This is a genomic window from Microbacterium sp. BK668 (assembly GCF_004362195.1).
Lineage (GTDB): Bacteria > Actinomycetota > Actinomycetes > Actinomycetales > Microbacteriaceae > Microbacterium.
The window spans coordinates 1,999,020-2,019,469 of sequence record NZ_SNWG01000001.1 but is presented as its reverse complement, the minus strand read 5'-3'; the positions used below and the strand labels follow the sequence as shown (position 1 = coordinate 2,019,469).

Here is a 20,450-nt window from a genome sequence, read left to right as displayed (position 1 = left end):
CGCTGCTCGAGTCCGGTCCGATCGGTGCGCACATCTAACCTAATCGGGCAGCCCAGTCTGTCAGGGCCGCCGGGCCGGGTTCAGCACCGAGCTCGACGCGGTCAGTCGCGACATGCCGGGGCGTACGGAAGATCACCCACGTGCTGCCGCCACTCCTGCGGGGTCAGCGCCCGCCCGGCGACGGCGCAGGCGCGCTCCTGCCAGACCGCGGGGTCGGCGACCACCACCTGCACGCCGCCATCGGGCCGTTCCAGTTGGAGGGCGGCCCCATTGTTTGCGAAGGCGGAGCCGGTGAGGCGGAAGTCGCTGCCGCCGAACGCTGCCTCCCATCCGCCGAGGGCCCACGTGATGGTCTTCCCGTCGGGTGCTCTCGTGACCAGCTGCCCCTCTGCCGGGAAAGCCATCTCGCTGACGCCCTGCCTTTGATCGTGCAGGATCTCGATGACCTCCGCGTCATCGACGTCCACGAGCATGGTCCTTCCCGTCGCGTGGACCGCGAGCTGTGCGCCGTCCGGGCTGAAGGCAGCGACAGTCGGCGCACCGGGCAGCGGGACGGTGATCGGCGCTGCGACCCCCGCTGGGTCGACGATGCGGACTTCTCGCGCGCCACCTCCGACCGCGAGGCGTCGCCCGTCCGCACTGACCGCGAGCAGTCCGCCTCCGCCGATCTCGCCCACCTGCCTGCCCGTCGCCGTGTCGAAGACGGCGATCGGCCCGGTGCCACCGGCGTAGAGGCGCGAGCCGTCGGGCGAGAACATCGGTGCGATCCGGGCAGCGAACCCGGTCGTCGGGTCCTTCCCCCGAAGCCGCAGCCAGAGCGTCACCGGGTCGGCGTCTCGGGGCGCGCTCGTGCCCCAGAGCTTGATCGTCCCCCACGAGGCATCCTCCGACGTGAGAGGAGACGGTATCGCGACTCGGGAGCCGTCCGGGGAGCGCTGGCTGACAAGTTCCGTCCCGAGGATCTCGTCGCGCCTCACGGGGTTCATGGGAGGGGTGTACGTGACGGAGGTGGCCCGAGGTGCCCGGGCGAAGACCTCCAGGAGGCTGGCTCGCGCCTCGGGGCTGTCGTGGAGCCGCGCCGCCTGCACCGCGAGCAGCAGCGCCAGGTCGAGCTCCGGCTCATCCACCGCGAGTTCCGCGACGCGACGGGACGTGATGTCCAGCGCTGCCTCGCCGGCGATATCCGCCTGGACTCCGGCATAGATGCTCGCCGCGACCGCGGTGACCGCCAATGCGGCGGCGCCGAGAGAGACGTAGGTCAACCGTCGTACCATGCGCCGCTCTCGGGAGAGCTGAGACCGCGCAGCCGCGAGTTCGGCCTTCTCATGCTCCCCCGACGTCCGGAGGAAGTCGCGCTCGAGGGAAGTGAGCGAGGGGGATGCCGCATCCTGCCACTGCTGCGCGTTCAGCAGGCGACTACCGCGGTAGAGCTCGCTGTCCGGCCGGCCCATCGCATCCCACGCGACGGCGGTGGCGGCCAGATGGCGCATGATCCGCTGACCTTCCACGTCACCCTCGAGCCACTCGGTCAGGCGCGGCCACTCGCGGGCGAGCGCTTCATGAGACAGCTGCACCGACTGCTCGTCGGTCGTGAGCAGGCGGGCATCGACGAGCTCCTCGATGATCCGCGAGTGCGCGTCGTCGATCTCGACCAGGGCGCGCTCGACGCGTCGGCCGTTGGCGACACCGTCTGCGAAGTCCACAAGACGGAGGAGGATGTCGCGCAGAAGCCGTCTCTCCGTATCGGGCAGCCGTGCGTACAGCTCCTCTGCGGTCTGGGCGACCGCACCATCGATCTCGCCGGACGCCCGATACCCGTCCACCGTCAGAACCCTGCCTTCACGGCGGGACCACACCTGGCGCAGCGCATGGGACAGGAGAGGGAGCGACCGGCCGTCGGCGTCCCGGACGAGCACCTCCGCGAGGCCGGGCTCGAGGATGAGCCCCGCCTGCCCCGCGGGCTTCTCGATAATGGCTCGAACACCGTCCGCTCCGAGCGGCGTGAGCACCAGCATCCGCGATCGGATGATCTGGGCGAATCCCGCGTGCTCCGCGAGGTCGCCGAGCCGATCGGCGCGCAGCGCGATGACGAGGGTGCTGCGGAAGAGAAGCCGCGAGAGGGTCTCGAAGAACTCGCGGGTCTCGGCGGGGTCCGGTGCGGCGAAGGCCTGCTCGCACTGGTCGACGATGAGGACGGATGCCCCGCCCTCGAAGTGGATGCCGCGCACAGCGTCCAGCGGGTGCTCGCCCGGCGTGACGATCACGACCTCGGCGCCGCTCGCGCGCAAGCGCCCGCCGATCCCGGCCCGCACGAACGATGATTTGCCCACGCCCGATGCGCCGGCGACGAGCAGGACGCCGTGGTCCTCCACGATGCGCAGTGCCTCCGCGAGTTCGGTCACGCGGCCGAAGTACCGGTCGGCGTCATCCACGTCCGCAGGCGGGAGGCCGAAATACGGACACTCGGCGGACGAGGCGCGGAACGCGTGGTCCGAGAGGAGCGAGGCATCCTGCCGCAGGATCGCCTGCTCCAAGGCGGCGAGCTCCGCGCAGGGGTCCAGCCCGAGCTCTGCGGCGAGCAGCGCTCGCGCATTGCGGACCGTCGACAGGGCGTCGGCCTGCCGACCCTGGCGGTACTGGGCCAGGCCGAGCACGACCCAGCGCCGCTCGCGCAGGGGCGCTTCCGCGACGCGGGCCCGGGCTTCGGCCGCCACTGCCTGCACGTCGCCGGCGCGGAGCCGCGCGTCCAGCAGCAGCTCCTCCGCCGAGAGTCGGAGCTCCCCGAGGCGGTCCGACGCGTTCCGCGCCGGCTGCCAGTCGAGGAGCTCGGCGAAGGCCTCGCCCCGCCACAGCGCGAGCGCCTCGGAGAGGGTGTGCGCGGCGCGTTCGGGCTCACCGAGTTCCAGCTGCTCCGATCCGCGCTCGACGAGCTGCTCGAATCGGCCGGCGTCTGTGTCGACGCCCTCGGTGAGAAGTCGATATCCGGTCGGAGTGGTCTCGATCCGTCCGGGAGCGACCATCCGACGCAATCGCATGACGCATCCCTGGATCACCTTCGACCAGGAGGCCGGCAGATCGTCCCCCCACACCGCCGCAGCGAGGGAGCCGGCGGAGACAGTCGCACCCGGCCGGACGACGAGAGCACCCAGGACAGCGCGATCCCGCCTGGCCAGCGGGATCCGGCCATCGTCGAGAGCCAAGGCGCCCAGTACGCGCACCTCCATGTGGCCACTGTGAGCCTGCGCGGCACCGGCGTCAAGACGGTCGGAACCGGTCCGATACCGGTCATCGAGGGCCGGTACCGCGCCGATACCGACGCGCGCGGAAATGGTCGGAAGCAGCGAGAAGGAGACGGCGATGGAAGAGTCATCAGTCACAGCGGTGGAGGCGCCGTCGGGGAAGTCAGGCGGACCGAGCCGCAGCGTCCTGGCGTGGATCATCGCCGGTATCGCGACGCTCGTCGCCGCCCTGGCGATCCTCGCGTACGTCTTGGAACAGGCGAGCGAGCCTCGCCCCGTGGCGCAGCTCCCGCAGGATCCCTCCGTCGAGGGGACCTTCCGCGTCGACGAGGATGTGGAGTTCCTCGATCTGACACCGGCCGACTTCGTCTCGCACGGCTCGTACGGGGTGCTCGAGGTGTGGAGTACGACGAAGCCGGCGGACAAGCGGTGCCTCGCGATCGTCGCGGAGGGGCGCGTCTCGCTGTTCCGATGCTCGGCGCCCACGTTCGACACCATCGCGGATTTCGACATCGAACCGGCGCTCGTCCCGCCGGCGCCGTCCGGCGAGCCGGCGGCGAACATCCGGTTCGTCCTCCACGACGACCTCGTCGACGTGTACCTCGCGTCGAACCCGGCCGGTGGCTACTACTGACGCACGAGGACGCGGCAGTCGTCCATCACGCCTGAATGCGGCGGCATCCCGAGTGCCCGCTGCCGGACAGGCCGCTGAGCAGCGCCCGCGACACCCGTCAGGAGGATCGCGGCGGCCCGTCGGACACCGCCTGCCGGATCCTCCACACCGGAAACCCACTGAGCTGCGCGATGAGGTCGACGTCGAACTCGTGCACGAAATACGCCTCGCGCACCGCGCGGATGCGCGCAGGGGTGTCGGCGAAGGCGAGGGCGAACTCGGTGGCGTAGCGCTCCCATACGCTCACTTCGTACCTCGGAGCCGTCACGTCGTCTTCACCTCACCTCGGCATGCACGGGGGCAGCGATCGATCGTGGACGCGATGCTACGACGCTCGTGTTAACGGCGTGAGTCGCCCCGATGGCGGCACCGCGGCGCTCACGATGTCGCCGTACTGAAGCGTCTCGGCTCGACGGAGCCCGCCCCCCATCGGCGGGCACCCGATCGGCGACGATATCGTGGCTCGGAGGGCGCACGTGATGAAGAGACTCATCCTTGTCCGACATGCGGAGCCCGAATGGCCGAGCGGCCAAGCCATCGGACGGCGGGATCCACCGCTTTCCGCGGAGGGCCGCGAGCAGGCGCGTGCTTTGGCGCGTGCGTTGTCGGACCAGCCCGTCGCCCAGGTCTTCTCGTCGTCGCGCGCGCGGGCCGTCCAGACGGGAGAGTCGATCGCCGAGCTGCAGCGCATCCCCGTGGAAGTGCCGCCGGAGGACTTCTTCAACGACTTCGCGATCGGCGACTGGGAAGGCAGGCCGCAGGCGGAGCTCCAGGCGGACCCGCTCTTCCAAGCGTTCCTCAGCGATCCAGCGGGCGTCATCCCGCCCGGAGCACCCGAGAGCGTGGAAAGCCTTCACCACCTGCAAGACCGAGTCGAAGCCGGTCTTCGCCGCGTGTTCGAGGCCGTGGGCGACGCAGATTGTGGGTTGGTGGTCACCCACGCGGACATCGTCCGCATTGCGCTCACGTCGCTCCTCGACATCGACGCGACCCGCTTCCTGCGCTTCGCGGTGCCGCGGGCTTCCATCACCGTCGTCGAGAAGCCGCTCGAAAAACCCACGCTGAGCCGACTGGGATGGACGACGGGCGATGACCTGTGATCCGACCGGCTCGCGGCCGCTGCCGGCGTCCCGACTCCTATCCTTGAGCATGTGCGAGACAGTGACGCCGTGCGCCCATCCCCGATCACCAAGTACTCCGGGATCTACAACGCCGACGGCGGCGCGATAGGCGAGATCCGCTACGCGTTCGGGCACCTCTTCGGCTCGGCCGAGTGCGCCCTCTGCACCATCACACACTCCCTCGTTCGCAGGAAGCCGGCGTGGGACGGGATGGTTGACAGGATCGGTGTTCCGATCGTCCTTCTCCACCGCAACGAAGTCGACGAACGTCTTGCGGGAGCGGTGCGGGACATCGCGTTGCCTGTGGTCATCGCCCATCATGAGGACGGCTCGGTGTCCGTTGCGCTGGACGCCGACGAACTGGCTCAGCTGGACGGCTCCGTCGACGATTTCGAACAGGCCCTGCTCGCGCAGCGAAGACACCGCTGATCTCGCGAGACGCTCACCCCGCTCAGGACCGTCCTTCACGCGTCGTTGAGCGCGGCGGCTGCAGATGCGTCGGGGCCGGCCAGGAACACCCGGGGGCGGGGGACGGAGTGTGACGTGCGGCGAGGATGCGGCGATGGGTCAGCGCGAGTCGCGCTTGGCCTGTCGCCGCGCGCCCTGCGCCTGACTCGACGCGTCTCGCTTCACTCCGCCGGATGACTTGGTGTGCTCCCGCTGCCGGCCGGCCGAGCCGGTGGCATCCGGGAACCCGTTACTCTGCGGTCCCGACCACTTCCCGGCCTGTGCGCGTGCGAGCCGCTCATCCTTGAGCGCTTCGGCCTCCTCGTGAGCGACCCGCGCCAGCTCGGAGCTGACGATCGACAGCGCCTCCTCGAACACGTATGCGCGGCCGCGCGCCTTGTCGGAGCTCGGGGCGGCGGCACCGCGACCCCCGGCTTGGGCGACGTTCTCGGCCGCCCCGCGGCGGTAGTTGGTGGTGTGCTTGTTGCGCGCACGGCGGATCCGCTTGTGCAGCGCGATCAGCCCGTCCTCGTCCAACTGCGCGAGCCGGTCGGGCTCGAGCTCGCGGATCAGGTCGCGCTCCTTGTCCTTGAGCACCCACAGGTACTGGTCCATGCCGATCATCCTCCTGTTCCCGCGCTCACCACGGCTTCGGATGAAGCCTGCGTCGCCGGCGCACGGGCGAGGGACCGGCGACACAGACGGCTGGTCAGCCGTCCCCGGTCGAACTCGAGGCGCTCCGGGCCGCCGAAGGATCGAAGTCTTCCCGCGGCCGCGTCGGATCGGGCGGGTGGGCGACGACCTCCGTCGCGAACCTTTGCAGCAGCGTTGCGAAGGTGGTGATCTCCGCATCACTCCAGCCGCGCGTGACCTGCTCGAGATAGCTGAAGCGGAAGGACATGGAGGCCTGCGAGAGCTGCACACCGGAAGGTGTGAGGGCAAGCTCCGAGCGGCGAACATCGTCCGCCGCCGGACGCTTGACCACGAAGCCTGCGTCCACGGCCCGGGCGACCAGCCGACTGGTGGTGGTCTGTGTGACCCCGAGGTGCTGTGCGATCTCCTTCACCGACGGCGACCAGGGGATCCTCCTCAGCGCGTCAGCGACGAGCACGGTGGACAGATCGACGGGTCGGCGGTTCGCGCCGGGCCGTCCGGTGGTGACCGGCGCCCAGATCCGTCGCATCTTTATCAACGCTTCATCTATCGTCCGGGCCGCGCTTCGCTGCACGGATGTATGGTACAGCCATGCCCATCGCCTCGCCGCGATCCGTCTTCGTCACCGGATCCACCGGCACCGTCGGCTCCGCTGTCGTCGCACATCTTCTCGACGCGGGACAGGGTGTGGTCGCGGGCGTCCGGGACGAGGGGGATGCCTCGACCGTCGACCCGCGCGCACAGACCCGACCGTTCGACTTCAGCTCCTCGGCATCCGACCTCGAGGAGGCGATGAAGGACTGCGATCGGCTGTTCCTGATGCGCCCGCCGCCGATCGACGACGTCCGCAGATATCTCTTCCCGGTGATCGACGCGGCCATGAACAGCCGGATCAGCCAGATCGTGTTCCTGTCGCTCCAGGGAGTGCAGCACAACAAATCCACCCCGCATTACGCGGTGGAGCAGTACCTGCGGCAGATCGACGCGCCGTACACGTTCCTGCGACCGAACTTCTTCATGCAGAACCTGTCCACCACCTACCGAGGAGGCATCCGCGACCGCGACGAGATCTACCTTCCGGCCGGGCGCGCTCTGACGGCCTTCATCGATGCGCGAGACATCGGCCGAGTCGCAGCATCCGTGTTCACCACTCCCGGCCATGTGGGTCGGGCGTACACGCTCAGCGGTGAGCAGACCCTGAGCTACCGCAAGGTCGCCCGCATCCTCAGCGACGTGCTTGGCCGCACCATCACCTACGCCAGGCCCACGGAGCAGGATTACCTCGACCGACTGGCGCGCGAGGGCGCACCTCAGGACTACATCGAGGTGCAGAAGATGATCTACCGGGTCGTGCGTTGGAACATCTCGGCGCTGCCCAACCGGAAGGTCCGCCGGCTCACCGGTCATCCCGCCACGACCTTCCGGGCCTTCGCTCAGCGGGAACGCGCGGTGTGGCTGCCAGACTCGCCCTCGCCGGCGCCGTCGCCGGGCTGACATCGCGTGGGCACCCATCGATGCGGATGCTGCGCACGCCGCTCAGGCGCATCTCGAGGCCGCGAATCGCGGTCGGGGATGACAGCCGCGGCGCGCATTCTGGATCTAGGGTGAGCAGGTGCTGGTCAATCCGCATCTCACACGGGCGCGTCTCGCTCTGGTCGCCATCGTTTCCCTCGCGGCCTCGCTCCCTCTCGCGGCATGCTCTGGAGTGCCGGTGTCGCCCGCCGACGCGTCAGCGCACGCAGCCGCCCGCGCAGAGGTGGCCGAGACCTCTCGCGGTCTGTACCGTGGCGCCACGGACACCATCGAGGACTACGCCCGCTGGGCCGACACCGCCACCAGGACGACGAGCGGCGTGGAACTCATCGGCTTCGAGGCCTACCCCGACGCGGTCCATGGTGAGCCGTTCGGGGCGCTGACGTTTCGTGCGACGGTGCAGGTGAGGTCCTCCGGCGATCCCTACGTCGCGTGCTTCGAGTCGCAGTTCGACTACTGGGGTGTCGCGACCGGCAGGTTCGGCGATCGGGACGATGACGCGGCGGTGGCGCACGACGTCCCGTGCCCGCCAGGCGCAACCCGCATCTCGCCCCCGCTCGACACCCGCCCGGTCTACGTCGTCCCCGATGGCGCCGAAGAGCTCGTCGTCGAGGTACTCACGAACGCGTCTTCCACCGCATCCGCTGCCGACATCGTCGGCGAGGTGATCGCGCGGATGCCGCAGCCGACGGGCGACCGCGAGGTGGCGTTCGAGCCCCACGCAGTGGTCGCGGGCGGCGACATCGGCTTCGCGATGGGCGACGCCGACGACTGCCTGCTCGCCAAGCGCGACCGCGACGGCACGCAGGTACTGACCGTCCCCCGCGTTCTGCTCCAGCCCGGGGAACTCGGCTGCTCGCCCGACACCGCGCTTCGGCCGGTCGAGCAGCTGCGATCGCCGCACTGACGAGCGCGAGGAACGAATCGGGAGAAGCCCGGACCCGCAGAATCCTGCGGATCCGGACTCCTCAGCCGCCCGATGCGGGTTGAGCGTTGTGCGGAGCTTTCAGAAATCCCAGTCGTCGTCTTCGGTCGCAACCGCCTTGCCGATCACGTACGACGAGCCCGACCCCGAGAAGAAGTCGTGGTTCTCGTCGGCGTTCGGCGACAGCGCCGAGAGGATCGCGGGGTTCACGTTGGTGACCGTCGAGGGGAACATCGCCTCGTAGCCCAGGTTCATGAGGGCCTTGTTCGCGTTGTAGTGCAGGAACTTCTTGACGTCCTCCGTGAGGCCGATGCCGTCGTAGAGGTCCTGCGTGTACTGCACCTCGTTGTCGTAGAGCTCGTAGAGCAGCGAGAACGTGTAGTCCTTGAGCGCGTCGCGCTCGGCCTCGCCGAGCTGCTCGAGCCCACGCTGGAACTTGTACCCGATGTAGTAGCCGTGCACCGCCTCGTCGCGGATGATGAGGCGGATGATGTCGGCCGTGTTCGTCAGCTTCGCCTTCGACGACCAGTACAGCGGCAGGTAGAACCCCGAGTAGAAGAGGAACGACTCCAGCAGGGTCGAGGCGACCTTGCGTTTGAGCGGCTCGTCGCCCCGGTAGTAGTCCATGACGATGTGCGCCTTGCGCTGCAGGTTCTCGTTCTCGACCGACCAGCGGAAGGCGTCGTCGATCTCCGGCGTCGAGCACAGCGTCGAGAAGATCGACGAGTAGCTCTTCGCGTGCACCGACTCCATGAACGCGATGTTCGTGTAGACGGCCTCCTCGTGGGGCGTGAGCGCGTCGGGGATGAGCGAGACGGCGCCGACCGTGCCCTGGATCGTGTCGAGGAGCGTGAGTCCCGTGAACACGCGCATCGTCGTCTGCTGCTCCTCGGGTGTCAGCGTCGCCCACGACTGCACGTCGTTCGAGAGCGGCACCTTCTCGGGCAGCCAGAAGTTGTTGACCAGACGATTCCAGACCTCGAGGTCCTTCTCGTCCTGGATGCGGTTCCAGTTGATCGCCTGCACCTGACCGAGCAGCTGCAGCTTGGGTGAGTTCATGTCAGTCCTTCTTCGAGATCGAGAGGTCCGCGGGTCACAGCATGCAGCTGACGCACTCGGACACGTCGGTGCCCTCGAGCGCCATCTGGCGGAGGCGGATGTAGTAGATCGTCTTGATGCCCTTGCGCCAGGCGTAGATCTGAGCCTTGTTGATATCGCGCGTGGTCGCGGTGTCCTTGAAGAAGAGCGTGAGGGACAGGCCCTGGTCGACGTGCTGCGTCGCCGCGGCATACGTGTCGATGACCTTCTCGTAACCGATCTCGTAGGCGTCCTCGTAGTACTCGAGGTTGTCGTTCGTCATGAACGGCGCCGGGTAGTAGACGCGGCCGATCTTGCCTTCCTTGCGGATCTCGATCTTCGACGCGATCGGGTGGATCGACGACGTCGAGTTGTTGATGTACGAGATCGATCCGGTCGGGGGCACGGCCTGCAGGTTCTGGTTGTAGATGCCGTGCTCCTGGATCGATGCCTTGAGAGCGCGCCAGTCGTCCTGGGTCGGGATCGGGATGCCGGCGAACAGCTCCTTCACCTTCTCGGTCTGCGGCTCCCATGCCTGCTCGGTGTACTTGTCGAAGAACTGCCCCGACGCGTACGTGGAGTCTGCGAAGCCGTCGAAGGCCTGGCCGCGCTCGATCGCGATGCGGTTCGAGGCGCGGAGGGCGTGGTAGAGCACGGTGTAGAAGTAGATGTTCGTGAAGTCGAGGCCCTCTTCCGAGCCGTAGCGCACGTGCTCGCGCGCGAGGTAGCCGTGCAGGTTCATCTGCCCGAGGCCGATCGCGTGCGACCGGTCGTTGCCGTCCTCGATCGAACGGACCGAGGCGATGTGGCTCTGGTTGCTCACCGCCGTGAGCGCCCGGATCGCCGTCTCGACCGTCTGCCCGAGGTCGCCTCCGTCCATCGCGAGCGCGATATTCATCGATCCGAGGTTGCAGGAGATGTCCTTGCCGATCTCGGCGTACGAGAGGTCCTCGTTGTACGTCGTCGGCGTGTTCACCTGCAGGATCTCGCTGCAGAGGTTGGACATGTTGATGCGGCCCTTGATCGGGTTGGCCTTGTTCACCGTGTCCTCGAACATGATGTACGGGTAGCCCGACTCGAACTGGATCTCGGCGAGCGTCTGGAAGAACTCCCGCGCGTTGATCTTCGTCTTCTTGATGCGCGCATCGTCGACCATCTCGCGGTACTTCTCCGTGACCGAGACGTCGCCGAACGGGATGCCGTAGACGCGCTCGACGTCGTACGGCGAGAAGAGGTACATGTCCTCGTCGTTCTTGGCGAGCTCGAAGGTGATGTCAGGGATGACGACGCCGAGCGACAGCGTCTTGATGCGGATCTTCTCGTCGGCGTTCTCGCGCTTGGTGTCGAGGAAGCGGAGGATGTCGGGGTGGTGCGCCGAGAGGTACACCGCGCCGGCGCCCTGCCGTGCGCCCAGCTGGTTGGCGTAGCTGAAGCTGTCCTCGAGGAGCTTCATGACGGGGATGATGCCGGACGACTGGTTCTCGATCTGCTTGATCGGCGCGCCCGCCTCGCGGATGTTGGAGAGCAGGAGGGCGACGCCGCCGCCCCGCTTGGAGAGCTGGAGCGCCGAGTTGATGCCGCGCGCGATCGACTCCATGTTGTCTTCGATCCGCAGGAGGAAGCACGACACGAGCTCGCCGCGCTGCGCCTTGCCCGTGTTGAGGAACGTCGGGGTCGCCGGCTGGAAGCGGCCGGCGATGATCTCGTCGACGAGCGCGGTCGCGAGCTCCTGGTCGCCGTCGGCGAGGCCCAGCGCCGTCATCACCACGCGGTCCTCGAAGCGCTCGAGGTACCGCTTGCCGTCGAAGGTCTTGAGCGTGTAGCTCGTGTAGTACTTGAAGGCTCCGAGGAACGTGTCGAAGCGGAACTTCTTGCCGTAGGCGCGATCGTTGAGCTGCTGGATGAACTCGAACGGGTACTTCGCGAGCACCTCGGGTTCGTAGTACTGCTTCTCGACGAGGTAGTCCAGGCGCTCCTTGAGCGAGTGGAAGAAGACCGTGTTCTGGTTGACGTGCTGCAGGAAGTACTCCCGGGCAGCGCGGCGGTCGGCGTCGAACTGGATCTTCCCGTCCGGGCCGTACAGGTTCAGCATCGCGTTGAGGGCGTGGTAATCGAGCCCCTCGAAGCGCGGATCCGTCTTGAAGTCGGTCTCTTTCAGTGCAGCTTCCACCATCGTTCCAATCCGTCGCTCACGCGATCCACATCGTCCGGCGTGCCGAAAACCTCGAGCCGGTACAAGTGGGGCACGTGACACTTGCGGCTGATGATGTCGCCGGCGAGGCAGAACGCATCGCCGAAGTTGGTGTTGCCCGCGGAGATCACTCCGCGGAGGTGCTGACGGTTCCGTTCGTCGTTGAGGAACCGGATCACCTGCTTGGGTACGGCGCCCTTCTCCTCGCCTCTGCCCTGGCCACCCCCGTAGGTGGGAGTGACCAGGACGAACGGCTCGTCGACGACGAGCGGAGGCTCACCGGAATGGAGGGGGATGCGCGTCGCGGGAAGGCCGAGCTTCTCGATGAAGCGGGCGGTGTTCCCTGAGACGCTCGAGAAGTAGACCAGGAGCGGCGCGGTCGTGGCCAGAGCGCTCATGTCCTCTCCCTTCTCGAGCGCAGATCCTGAGCTCCGTCGAGGGGAGGTCAGGAAAGACGGGCGGCGAGCTCGTCGATCTTGTCGGGACGGAAGCCCGACCAGTGGTCCTCGTCGGTGATGACGACGGGCGCCTGCAGGTAGCCGAGCGCCTTCACCTGCTCGAGCGCGGCGGGGTCCTGAGAGAGGTCGTGGACCTCGTATTCGATGCCCTTCGAGTCGAGCGCGCGGTAGGTCGCGTTGCACTGCACACAAGCGGGTTTCGTGTAGACCGTGATCGCCATGTGTTCTGTTCTCCCCTCACATCCGGTGTTCTGACCGGCGGTCCCCCCACCGGGAGTCCAATACTACATATGGGTACGGACATTGGATAGCACCACAAGGGCTAGTAGTTACATCCGTGTAGTTTTCCACCGTTCTCAACATGTACAACACAGCTTCTCCACCGTTTCATCCACAGGCGGCGAGGTTCTTGCGAACCTGGAAAACGCCTGAATCCCGCCGGTTTCGGATGCCGCGGCCCCAGCCGTCCACAGCACGTCGACGTTACTTCGGGCCACCGACACGGATTCGCCTGTGGATGACGTCTCCGGCGTGTCGCGGCATCCATCGACATGTCGTCCGCGGCGGCCCCCGCACCCGCGGTCAGGGCGTGAGAGCGTCGGGGGCCACCCTCCCGCGATACCGTGGAGCAATGGCCGGGTACCGCGATCTGCTGCGCACACCCGGCGTCGCCCGCATCATCGCGGCGCAGCTGACGGCCCGGCTGCCCAACGGCATGACGAGCCTCGCGATCCTCCTGCACATCGAGCAGGTGACGGGTTCGTACGGCGCCGCCGGCCTCGTCCTCGCCGCCACCTCCGTCGGCCAGGCCGTCGCCGGCCCCGTCACGAGCCGCTGGATGGGCATCTGGGGGATGCGGCGGGTCCTCACCACCACGCTCGTCGTGTGCGCGGCATCCATCACCGCGCTCGCCCTGGTCCAGTCGACCGTCCCGGTGTACATGGCGCTCGGCCTCGTCGCGGGGCTGTCCACTCCCCCCGTCCAGTCCGCGGTGCGCACCATCTATCCGAAGATGGTCAACTCGCGCCAGCTGACTCCGCTGTTCTCGCTCGACGCGTCGCTGCAGGAGATCATCTGGATCATCGCGCCCGTGCTCATCACCTTCGTCTCGACGCAGGCCGGCACGGTGCAGGGCCTGCTGCTGGTGGTCGTGATCCTCGTCGGCGGCGGGACCTGGTTCATCCTGTCCCCCGAGGTCGGCCGGGTGCGCATCCCGCGCAGCCGGCGGAGCTTCGGCAAGGTGCTCGCCAAGCCCCCCGTCGTGCTCGCGACGGTCACCGGCTTCCTCCTCATCGGTGCGTGCGCGGCCGTGGAGGCAGGGGTCGTGGCGACGTTCGGCCACGACGGGATCGAGGCGGGCGTCGTGCTCGCGGTGTTCTCGATCGGCAGCCTCGCCGGCGGGCTCACCTTCGGACATATCCCGATCGGCCCGTGGGCGATGACCCGGCGCTTCGCGGTCGTCGCCGCCGGGCTGGCGCTCACGACGTTCTCGCTCAATGCGTTCTGGCTCGGCGGATCGCTCTTCGTCGCCGGGATCGGGATCGCCCCGGCCCTCGCCGTGATGTTCGCGATGACCTCGGCGAGCGTGAAGTTCAGCGAGACGGCCGAGTCGTTCGGCTGGATCGGCACGGGCCAGCTGATCGGCGCGGCCGCGGGCTCCGCCGTCGCGGGGTTCCTCATCGACGGCGTCGGACCGCAGGGCGCCTACTGGGCGGCGACCGCCTTCGCTGTCGCGGGCCTCCTCGTCTCGGCCGTCTTCGTGCGCGGCTTCCCCGACCTGCGCGGGCGCGACGCGAGCCCCATCCCCGACACCGAGCCCGTCCCGACGATCACCTGACCCGGCCGGGTACGAAGACGGCGTCGGCAGCCTCTCGCCGGTGTCGCTGCAGAGCGACAGCGTCTTCGGCGACGACGGCGGCATCCACGGCTCGCCTCGACGTCGGGCTCGCCGACCGGCGGCTGCACTGCGCCCCTCACGATCGGGGTCTGACCAAGGTCACTCGAGGCGCTTGAGCAGCTCGAGCAGAGCGAGGGCGTAGGCGTCGGCGGGCTCCGGGTGCTCGAACACGAGCACGCGCTCCGACTCCTCGCCCTGCCGGAGGACGATCTCGACCTCGTGCGTGTCGGCGAGCCGACGCAGGGACTTGAAGGTGCCCCGGAGCATCTCCCGCAGCTGGTCCTCGCGCGGGAGCCACAGCGCGTCCTCGAGGGCGACGGAGTCGAGGGCCCACTCGGTCGTGCCGTTGAAGGCGAGGATCTTGCCCGTCGGGTACTCCCGCGGCTCGATCGTCATCTCGCTGACCGTGAAGATGTCCGCCTCGAACTCGGGCTCGTCGAGCTGGAACCGGTCACCGGATCGCGGGTGCCAGACGAGGCCCGCGTCGCGCAGCGCGACGGCCAGCTCCGTGGAGATCATGCCGACCATCTTCTCGCGTGCAGAGCCCGCCGGGGCCGACCATATGCTGGGCGCATGCCAGCTCCCCTGACCCTCCCGACGCTGTCGTGGGGCGACCCGTCGTCGTCGCGCCACGCCCTTCTCGTCCACGGACTGGGCTCGAACGGCGCCCTCATGTGGCGGTACGGCGTGGCACTCGCCGATGCGGGGTGGCACGCCGTCGCGGTCGATATGCGCGGGCACGGCGGCGCGCCGCGCGCACTCGACTACTCCATCGACGCGTACGCGGCCGACCTGCGGGTCAGCGTCCCCGCCGGCCGCGACCACTGGGACCTCGTCGTCGCCCATTCCCTCGGCGGTGCCGCCGCGACGCGCGCGGCCGCCGACCACTTCGGCTGGACGCGGCGCCTCGTCCTCATCGACCCGGCGATCCACCTGAGCGCGCGCGATCGCGAGGTCGTGCGCGACTCGCAGGAGCGGTCGTTCGACGACCCCACGGTCGCCGCCGTGCGGGCGGAGCACCCGGACTGGCACGAGCAGGACGTCGAGCTGAAGGCGCTGTCGGCGCAGCAGGCGAGCCGCTGGGCGGTCGAGCAGACGAGCATCCAGAATCCCGGGTGGGATGTCCGGGATGCCGCGGCCCACCTGCTCGTTCCCACCCACGTCATCGCGTCCGACCCCGCGGTGTACTCGATCTTCAAGGGGGCGCTCGTCGACGAGGTGCTCCGCAATCCGCACGTGTCGGTCTTGGTCGTCGAGGGCGCCGGCCACTCGCCGCACCGCGACAAGCCGGAGGACACGATGCGCCATCTGCTCGACGCCCTCCGGACCTGATCTGCCGCGACAATGGCAGAGTGAGCCCGTTCGATCCGACCGTCCTGCTTCCCGACGAGCTCCTCGAGCGCTTCCGGGAGCGCGCCGCGGTGCACGACCGCGACAACACCTTCCCCGACGGCGACCTCGCCGACATGAAAGCCGCGGGCTACCTTGCGATCCTCGTGCCGAGGGAGCTCGGCGGAGAGGGGCTCGGGCTGGCCGAGGCATCCATCCTCCAGCAGCGCCTCGCCACCGCCGCACCCGCGACGGCCCTCGCGATCAACATGCACCTCGTGTGGACCGGGGTTGCGAAGGTGCTGGCCGACCGCGGCGTGGACTCCCTGCGCTTCGTGCAGGAGGGCGCCGCCGCCGGCGAGATCTTCGCGTTCGGCATCAGCGAGGCGGGCAACGACCTCGTGCTGTTCGGCAGCGACACGGAGGCCGCCCCTCTGCCCGACGGCTCGTACGCGTTCACCGGCACGAAGATCTTCACGTCGCTCGCGCCCGTGTGGACGCAGCTCGGTCTGCACGGTCTCGACACGACGAGCCCCGACGGCCCGAAGATGGTCTACGCCTTCGTGTCGCGTTCGGACGCGGTGGTGACGCGTGACGACTGGGACACTCTCGGCATGCGAGGAACGCAGAGCCGCACGACGGAGCTCCACGGCGTCGTCGCGCCGGCCGAGCGCGTCGTCCGGCGGATCGACCCGGGCCCGAACCCCGACCCGATCGTGTTCGGCATCTTCAGCGTGTTCGAGCTGCTGCTCGCGTCGGTCTACACCGGGATCGCGCGCCGCGCTCTCGACCTGGCGGTGGCGACGGCGCACCGGCGCACCTCGAAGCGGACCGGCCAGGCCCTCGCGCAGGATCCCGACATCCGGTGGCGGATCGCCGACATGGCGCTCGCGTACGACGCGCTCTCGCCGCAGCTCGCGTCGCTCTCGCGCGACGTCGACGACCTGGTAGATCACGGGCCCCGCTGGTTCTCGCTGCTGTCGGGCGTCAAGCACCGCGCCGTCACGACGGCCAAGGCGGTCGTCGACGACGCCGTGCTCGTCGCGGGCGGATCGTCGTACTTCGCCGGCTCCGAGCTCAGCCGCCTGTACCGCGACGTGCTCGCGGGCCTCTTCCATCCCTCCGACCCTGAGTCGGCGCACTCGACGGTCGCCACGGCCTGGCTCGGGCCGGTGACGGGCTGAGCCGAAGCCGCCGTCTCGCCGATCGAGCAGGATTCGAGAAGCGAACCGGGTGCCGCGTGAATAGCGTGGCCCGCATGAGCACAGCAGAACGCAACACGAAGTCCGGGTTCACCGCCGACGAGCGCGCCGCGATGCGGCAGCGCGCAGCCGAGCTGAAGAAGCAGGAGCGCAAGGGGAAGAGCGCCGAGGAGAGGGCGGCGATCGACCGGCAGGATCTCCTCGACGCCATCGCCGAGATGGACGACAGCGACCGGTCGATCGCGCAGGGGATCGATGACATCGTGCAGGCCGAGGCTCCGCAGCTCGCGTCGAAGACGTGGTACGGCTTCCCCGCCTACACGCGCGACGGCAAGGTCGTGGTCTTCTTCAAGGCGGCGGGCAAGTACAAGGACCGCTACGCGACCCTCGGCTTCGAGTCGGCGGCCCGACTCGACGACGGGCAGATGTGGCCCACGTCGTACGCGATCCTGTCGCTCGGCGAGGGCGATCGAGAGCGCATCGCCGAGCTCGTGCGCCGAGCCGCCGGCTGAGGGAGCCTCCCCGCGGCCCGGGCCCGCCCGCTCGGGTATCGCCGCGCAAGCCCTGGCGACGCAGGCTCGCCCGCGTGCGAGGATGACCGGATGAGCCGCACGCCGACGCAACTGCTCACCCCCGCGGATCAGGAGCGGCGACGCGGCCTGCGCGTCATGAAGGGCGTCGCCCTCGGGGCGCTCCTGGGGATGGCCGTCGTCTTCCTCGTGTCGTTCGCGTTCGAGGAGCAGGTGCCCGCGCTGGCGTATGTGCGCGCGGCGGCCGAGGGCGGCATGGTCGGCGCGCTCGCAGACTGGTTCGCCGTGACCGCCCTGTTCCGGCATCCCCTCGGCATCCCCATTCCGCACACGGCGATCATTCCGAACCGCAAGGACGAGATCGGCCGCACCCTGGGCGAGTTCGTCGAGACGAACTTCCTCTCCGCCGAGGTCGTGCGGACCAAGCTCGAGGCGACGAGGATCGCGCAGCACGCCGGCGAGTGGCTCCGCGAGCCCGTGCACGCCGAGAGGGTGACCGCTGAGGCATCCGTCATGGCATCCGGCGTCTTGCGGGCGCTCAGTGACGAGGACGTGCAGGACGTCATCGAACAGCTGGCCCGAGAGCATCTCCTCCAGCCCGACTGGGGGCCGCCGCTCGGGGCATGGCTCGGCCGCATCGTGGAGTCCGGCGCGCACCACGGAGCCGTCGACATGGCGGTCGAGACGATCCAGCTGTGGCTCGCGAGCAACCAGGCGGCCTTCGCCGGACTCGTATCGCGGCGGCTCCCCGCCTGGATGCCCTCGCTCGCATCGCGGCTCATCGACGACACCGTCTACAACGAGGCGGTCAAGTTCGCCGCGGCGGTCCGCGCCGATCCGCAGCATCCCGCGCGCAAGGCCATCGACGGGTACCTCGACCGCCTCGCGGACAACCTGCAGCACGACCCCGCCACGATCGGGCGCCTCGAGGACGCGAAGCTGACGCTGTTCGACAGCCCCCGCGTGCGGGAGCTCGCCGCCGAGGCGTGGAACACGGCCAAGGCGGGGCTGCTGTCGTCGCTCGCCGATCCCGAGAGCGGACTGCGCCGCCGGGCGGCGACGGCGATCGCGGAGGTCGGCGAACGGCTCGCGACCGAGCCCCCGCTGCAGCACCGGGTCGACACGTGGGTGACGGATGCCGCGGTCTTCCTCGTCGACCGCTACCGGCACGACATCGCGTCGATCATCACCGACACCGTCGAGCGGTGGGACCCGGCCGAGACGACGGAGAAGATCGAGCTCATGGTGGGCCGCGACCTGCAGTACATCCGGCTCAACGGCACCATCGTCGGAGCTCTCGCGGGCCTCGTCATCTTCTCGATCGCGCACGCGCTGCTCGGATAATCTGGCCGCATGCCCGAGCCCGCCGACCAGCTGCTCTTCAGTTACGGCACGCTGCACGATCCGCAGGTCCAGCTCGACATCTTCGGGCGGATCATCGCCGGAGAGGACGATGTGCTGCCCGGCTACACGGTCGACTACGCCGAGATCGAGGACTACCGCGTCGTCGACCTGTCGGGTCTCGCGGTTCATCCCGTGGTGCGCGCGACCGGCAACCGGCACGACAAGGTCGTCGGAAAGGCGATGTGGCTGACGGCCGACGAGCTCGACGCCGCCGACGAGTACGAGGTGTCGCTCTACGTCCGCGAATCGGTCGCGCTGGCCAGCGGTCGCGACGCCTGGGTGTACGTGTCGATCTGATGGCGCTCCCACACGATCCGCTCTGGCCCCGCGCGGGCGGATGGCCGTCGTTCGACGAGACGGAGGGCGAGGTGGATGCCGCGATCGTCGGCATCCCCGCCTGGCGGACGTCGCTCTCCCCGACCGGCGCCAACGCGACTCCCGGCGCCGTACGGGACGCGCTGGCGCGCTACAGCCCGACCCTCGTGGGGCCGCCCGCGATCGACCTCGCCGAGGCGATGCGGATCGTCGACGCGGGTGACGTCGAGGATCCCGACGGGCCGGAAGGCGAGGCGCGGGTGCGCTCGAGGGTCGCGGAGCTCGCCGCGCGTGCGGGGCTCGTCGTCGCGATCGGCGGGGACAACTCCCTCACGTACTCGGTCGCACAGGGGATGCGCGCCGACGGGCTCATCACGCTGGATGCCCACCTCGACCTCCGGGACGGCGTCTCCAACGGCTCCCCCGTGCGCAGACTCGTCGCCGACGGGCTGGACGGCCGTCGGATCGTGCAGATCGGCATCGCCGACTTCGCCAACTCGGTCGCCTACGCGCGGCGCGCCGAGGAGTACGGGATCACCGTGATCCCGCTCGACGACGTGCGTCGCCGGGGGATCGCCGACGTCATGCAGGAGGCCCTCGAGGTGGCCGGCGGGGGCGCGGTAGCGGGCGGGGGCGCGGTGGCCGGCGCGGGCGCGGGCGGTGTGGCCAGCGCGGGCGCGGTGGCCGACGCGGGCGCGGGCGGTGGCGGCATCCACCTCGACATCGACGTCGACGTGTGCGACCGCTCCGTCGCGCCGGGCTGCCCGGCCTCGGTGCCCGGCGGTCTCGCGGCGTGGGAGCTTCGCGCGCTTGTGCGGCACGCGGCATCCGATCCCCGCCTCCGCAGCGCCGACATCGCCGAGGTCGATGCGACGGCCGATGCCCCCGACGGGCGGACTGTGCGCCTCGCCGCGCTGTGCGTGCTGGAGCTCCTGGCAGGAAGGATTCCGCGATGACGAGGCTCGTGCTCGTGCGCCACGCCAAATCGGACTGGGGCGATGCCTCGCTCGACGACCACGACCGGCCGCTCAACGACCGGGGACTGCGCGATGCGCCCCGCATGGCCGCGCGGCTCGCCGGGACGGGCTTCCGCGCCGACGCGATCCTGTCGAGCACGGCGCTGCGCGCATCGACGACGGCCGGCTTCTTCGGCCAGGCGCTCGGCGTTCCCGTCGAGCGGCAGGAGCGGCTGTACGGCGCGCCGGCGTCGCTCCTCCTGCGCGCGGGAGCCGAGCGCGGTGTCGGCTCGGTCGTCGTCGTCGCCCACGACCCCGGCATGACGGTCCTGGCCGGTCAGCTCTCGGACGGCGGCATCGGCCACATGCCGACCTGCGCCGTCGCGACCTTCGTGTGGGACGAGGACGACTGGGAGGTCGCGACCGCCGTCGATCCGGAGTCCTGGACCCTCGACACCCCGCGCTGAGCCAGACCTCCTTCTGCGGCTCACGTCTGCTG

General features: G+C 69.2%; 22 protein-coding genes. 13 read left to right on the top strand and 9 right to left on the bottom strand.

Going from position 1 to position 20,450, the window contains the following annotated elements; all coding sequences use genetic code 11:
• Positions 1 to 101 precede the first annotated feature (101 nt).
• Positions 102 to 3,224: a BTAD domain-containing putative transcriptional regulator gene (locus tag EV279_RS08965; RefSeq protein WP_166644496.1), complete on the bottom strand. Its 3,123-nt coding sequence runs from the start codon at positions 3,222 to 3,224 to the stop codon at positions 102 to 104.
• Between the two features lie 133 nt (positions 3,225 to 3,357).
• Here EV279_RS08965 and EV279_RS16835 point away from each other — a divergent pair, with 133 nt between their 5' ends.
• Positions 3,358 to 3,873: a hypothetical protein gene (locus EV279_RS16835; RefSeq protein ID WP_166644495.1), complete on the top strand. Its 516-nt coding sequence runs from the start codon at positions 3,358 to 3,360 to the stop codon at positions 3,871 to 3,873.
• A gap of 97 nt (positions 3,874 to 3,970) precedes the next feature.
• Here the strand turns inward: EV279_RS16835 and EV279_RS08960 are convergent, their stop codons facing one another.
• Positions 3,971 to 4,180 (bottom strand): hypothetical protein, encoded by a 210-nt coding sequence (locus EV279_RS08960; protein WP_133542720.1) that lies wholly within the window; start codon positions 4,178 to 4,180, stop codon positions 3,971 to 3,973.
• A gap of 190 nt (positions 4,181 to 4,370) precedes the next feature.
• Here EV279_RS08960 and EV279_RS08955 point away from each other — a divergent pair, with 190 nt between their 5' ends.
• Together EV279_RS08955 and EV279_RS08950 are read left to right on the top strand one after the other, a co-directional pair.
• Positions 4,371 to 5,012: a histidine phosphatase family protein gene (locus EV279_RS08955; protein WP_133542718.1), complete on the top strand. Its 642-nt coding sequence runs from the start codon at positions 4,371 to 4,373 to the stop codon at positions 5,010 to 5,012.
• Positions 5,013 to 5,063: 51 nt separating this feature from the next.
• Positions 5,064 to 5,462 carry a hypothetical protein gene (locus EV279_RS08950; RefSeq protein ID WP_133542716.1) on the top strand — a complete coding sequence of 133 codons (399 nt, stop codon included), beginning with the start codon at positions 5,064 to 5,066 and terminating at the stop codon, positions 5,460 to 5,462.
• A 138-nt stretch (positions 5,463 to 5,600) separates the two neighbouring features.
• Here the strand turns inward: EV279_RS08950 and EV279_RS08945 are convergent, their stop codons facing one another.
• On the bottom strand, positions 5,601 to 6,095 hold the full coding sequence (locus EV279_RS08945) for a hypothetical protein (protein WP_133542714.1): 495 nt from the start codon (positions 6,093 to 6,095) through the stop codon (positions 5,601 to 5,603).
• Positions 6,096 to 6,189: 94 nt separating this feature from the next.
• Positions 6,190 to 6,708 (bottom strand): MarR family winged helix-turn-helix transcriptional regulator, encoded by a 519-nt coding sequence (locus EV279_RS08940; RefSeq protein WP_133542712.1) that lies wholly within the window; start codon positions 6,706 to 6,708, stop codon positions 6,190 to 6,192.
• Between the two features lie 17 nt (positions 6,709 to 6,725).
• On the opposite strand from EV279_RS08940, the gene EV279_RS08935 reads away from it, so the two are divergent.
• Complete coding sequence (locus tag EV279_RS08935; RefSeq protein WP_166644493.1) at positions 6,726 to 7,628, top strand: SDR family oxidoreductase; 903 nt, start codon at positions 6,726 to 6,728, stop codon at positions 7,626 to 7,628.
• 118 nt (positions 7,629 to 7,746) lie between these two features.
• Positions 7,747 to 8,574: a hypothetical protein gene (locus EV279_RS08930; protein WP_133542708.1), complete on the top strand. Its 828-nt coding sequence runs from the start codon at positions 7,747 to 7,749 to the stop codon at positions 8,572 to 8,574.
• A gap of 99 nt (positions 8,575 to 8,673) precedes the next feature.
• Here EV279_RS08930 and nrdF read toward each other — a convergent pair whose 3' ends face one another.
• Genes nrdF through nrdH form a run of 4 tightly spaced genes read right to left on the bottom strand, consistent with a single transcriptional unit; the run spans position 8,674 to position 12,539 of the window.
• Positions 8,674 to 9,651 carry a class 1b ribonucleoside-diphosphate reductase subunit beta gene (gene nrdF, locus EV279_RS08925; protein WP_133542706.1) on the bottom strand — a complete coding sequence of 326 codons (978 nt, stop codon included), beginning with the start codon at positions 9,649 to 9,651 and terminating at the stop codon, positions 8,674 to 8,676.
• Between the two features lie 34 nt (positions 9,652 to 9,685).
• On the bottom strand, positions 9,686 to 11,842 hold the full coding sequence (gene nrdE / locus EV279_RS08920) for a class 1b ribonucleoside-diphosphate reductase subunit alpha (protein WP_133542704.1): 2,157 nt from the start codon (positions 11,840 to 11,842) through the stop codon (positions 9,686 to 9,688).
• A complete protein-coding gene (gene nrdI / locus EV279_RS08915; protein WP_133542702.1) occupies positions 11,824 to 12,258 on the bottom strand; it encodes a class Ib ribonucleoside-diphosphate reductase assembly flavoprotein NrdI in 435 nt (144 codons plus the stop codon). Before nrdI ends, nrdE begins: the two co-directional genes overlap by 19 nt.
• A gap of 47 nt (positions 12,259 to 12,305) precedes the next feature.
• Positions 12,306 to 12,539: a glutaredoxin-like protein NrdH gene (gene nrdH, locus EV279_RS08910; RefSeq protein ID WP_133542700.1), complete on the bottom strand. Its 234-nt coding sequence runs from the start codon at positions 12,537 to 12,539 to the stop codon at positions 12,306 to 12,308.
• A gap of 410 nt (positions 12,540 to 12,949) precedes the next feature.
• Between nrdH and EV279_RS08905 the strand changes: the two genes are divergently transcribed.
• Entirely contained in the window at positions 12,950 to 14,155 is a 1,206-nt protein-coding gene (locus tag EV279_RS08905; protein ID WP_133542699.1) for an MFS transporter, read from the top strand.
• A 159-nt stretch (positions 14,156 to 14,314) separates the two neighbouring features.
• Here the strand turns inward: EV279_RS08905 and EV279_RS08900 are convergent, their stop codons facing one another.
• Positions 14,315 to 14,734, bottom strand: coding sequence for a pilus assembly protein CpaE (locus tag EV279_RS08900; RefSeq protein WP_133542697.1), 420 nt, complete (start codon positions 14,732 to 14,734; stop codon positions 14,315 to 14,317).
• A gap of 54 nt (positions 14,735 to 14,788) precedes the next feature.
• Here EV279_RS08900 and EV279_RS08895 point away from each other — a divergent pair, with 54 nt between their 5' ends.
• The 7 genes from EV279_RS08895 (at position 14,789) to EV279_RS08865 (ending at position 20,418) form a co-directional block, all read left to right on the top strand.
• Complete coding sequence (locus EV279_RS08895; RefSeq protein WP_133542695.1) at positions 14,789 to 15,547, top strand: alpha/beta hydrolase; 759 nt, start codon at positions 14,789 to 14,791, stop codon at positions 15,545 to 15,547.
• 20 nt (positions 15,548 to 15,567) lie between these two features.
• Positions 15,568 to 16,728 carry an acyl-CoA dehydrogenase family protein gene (locus EV279_RS08890; protein WP_133542693.1) on the top strand — a complete coding sequence of 387 codons (1,161 nt, stop codon included), beginning with the start codon at positions 15,568 to 15,570 and terminating at the stop codon, positions 16,726 to 16,728.
• A 74-nt stretch (positions 16,729 to 16,802) separates the two neighbouring features.
• Positions 16,803 to 17,258 (top strand): DUF1801 domain-containing protein, encoded by a 456-nt coding sequence (locus EV279_RS08885; protein ID WP_133542691.1) that lies wholly within the window; start codon positions 16,803 to 16,805, stop codon positions 17,256 to 17,258.
• A 90-nt stretch (positions 17,259 to 17,348) separates the two neighbouring features.
• Positions 17,349 to 18,620, top strand: coding sequence for a DUF445 domain-containing protein (locus tag EV279_RS08880; RefSeq protein WP_133542689.1), 1,272 nt, complete (start codon positions 17,349 to 17,351; stop codon positions 18,618 to 18,620).
• Between the two features lie 9 nt (positions 18,621 to 18,629).
• Entirely contained in the window at positions 18,630 to 18,977 is a 348-nt protein-coding gene (locus tag EV279_RS08875) for a gamma-glutamylcyclotransferase family protein (protein WP_133542687.1), read from the top strand.
• Complete coding sequence (locus EV279_RS08870) at positions 18,977 to 19,951, top strand: arginase family protein (protein WP_166644491.1); 975 nt, start codon at positions 18,977 to 18,979, stop codon at positions 19,949 to 19,951. Before EV279_RS08875 ends, EV279_RS08870 begins: the two co-directional genes overlap by 1 nt.
• Positions 19,948 to 20,418 (top strand): histidine phosphatase family protein, encoded by a 471-nt coding sequence (locus EV279_RS08865; protein WP_133542685.1) that lies wholly within the window; start codon positions 19,948 to 19,950, stop codon positions 20,416 to 20,418. The genes EV279_RS08870 and EV279_RS08865 overlap by 4 nt, the downstream gene beginning before the upstream one ends.
• Positions 20,419 to 20,450 lie beyond the last annotated feature (32 nt).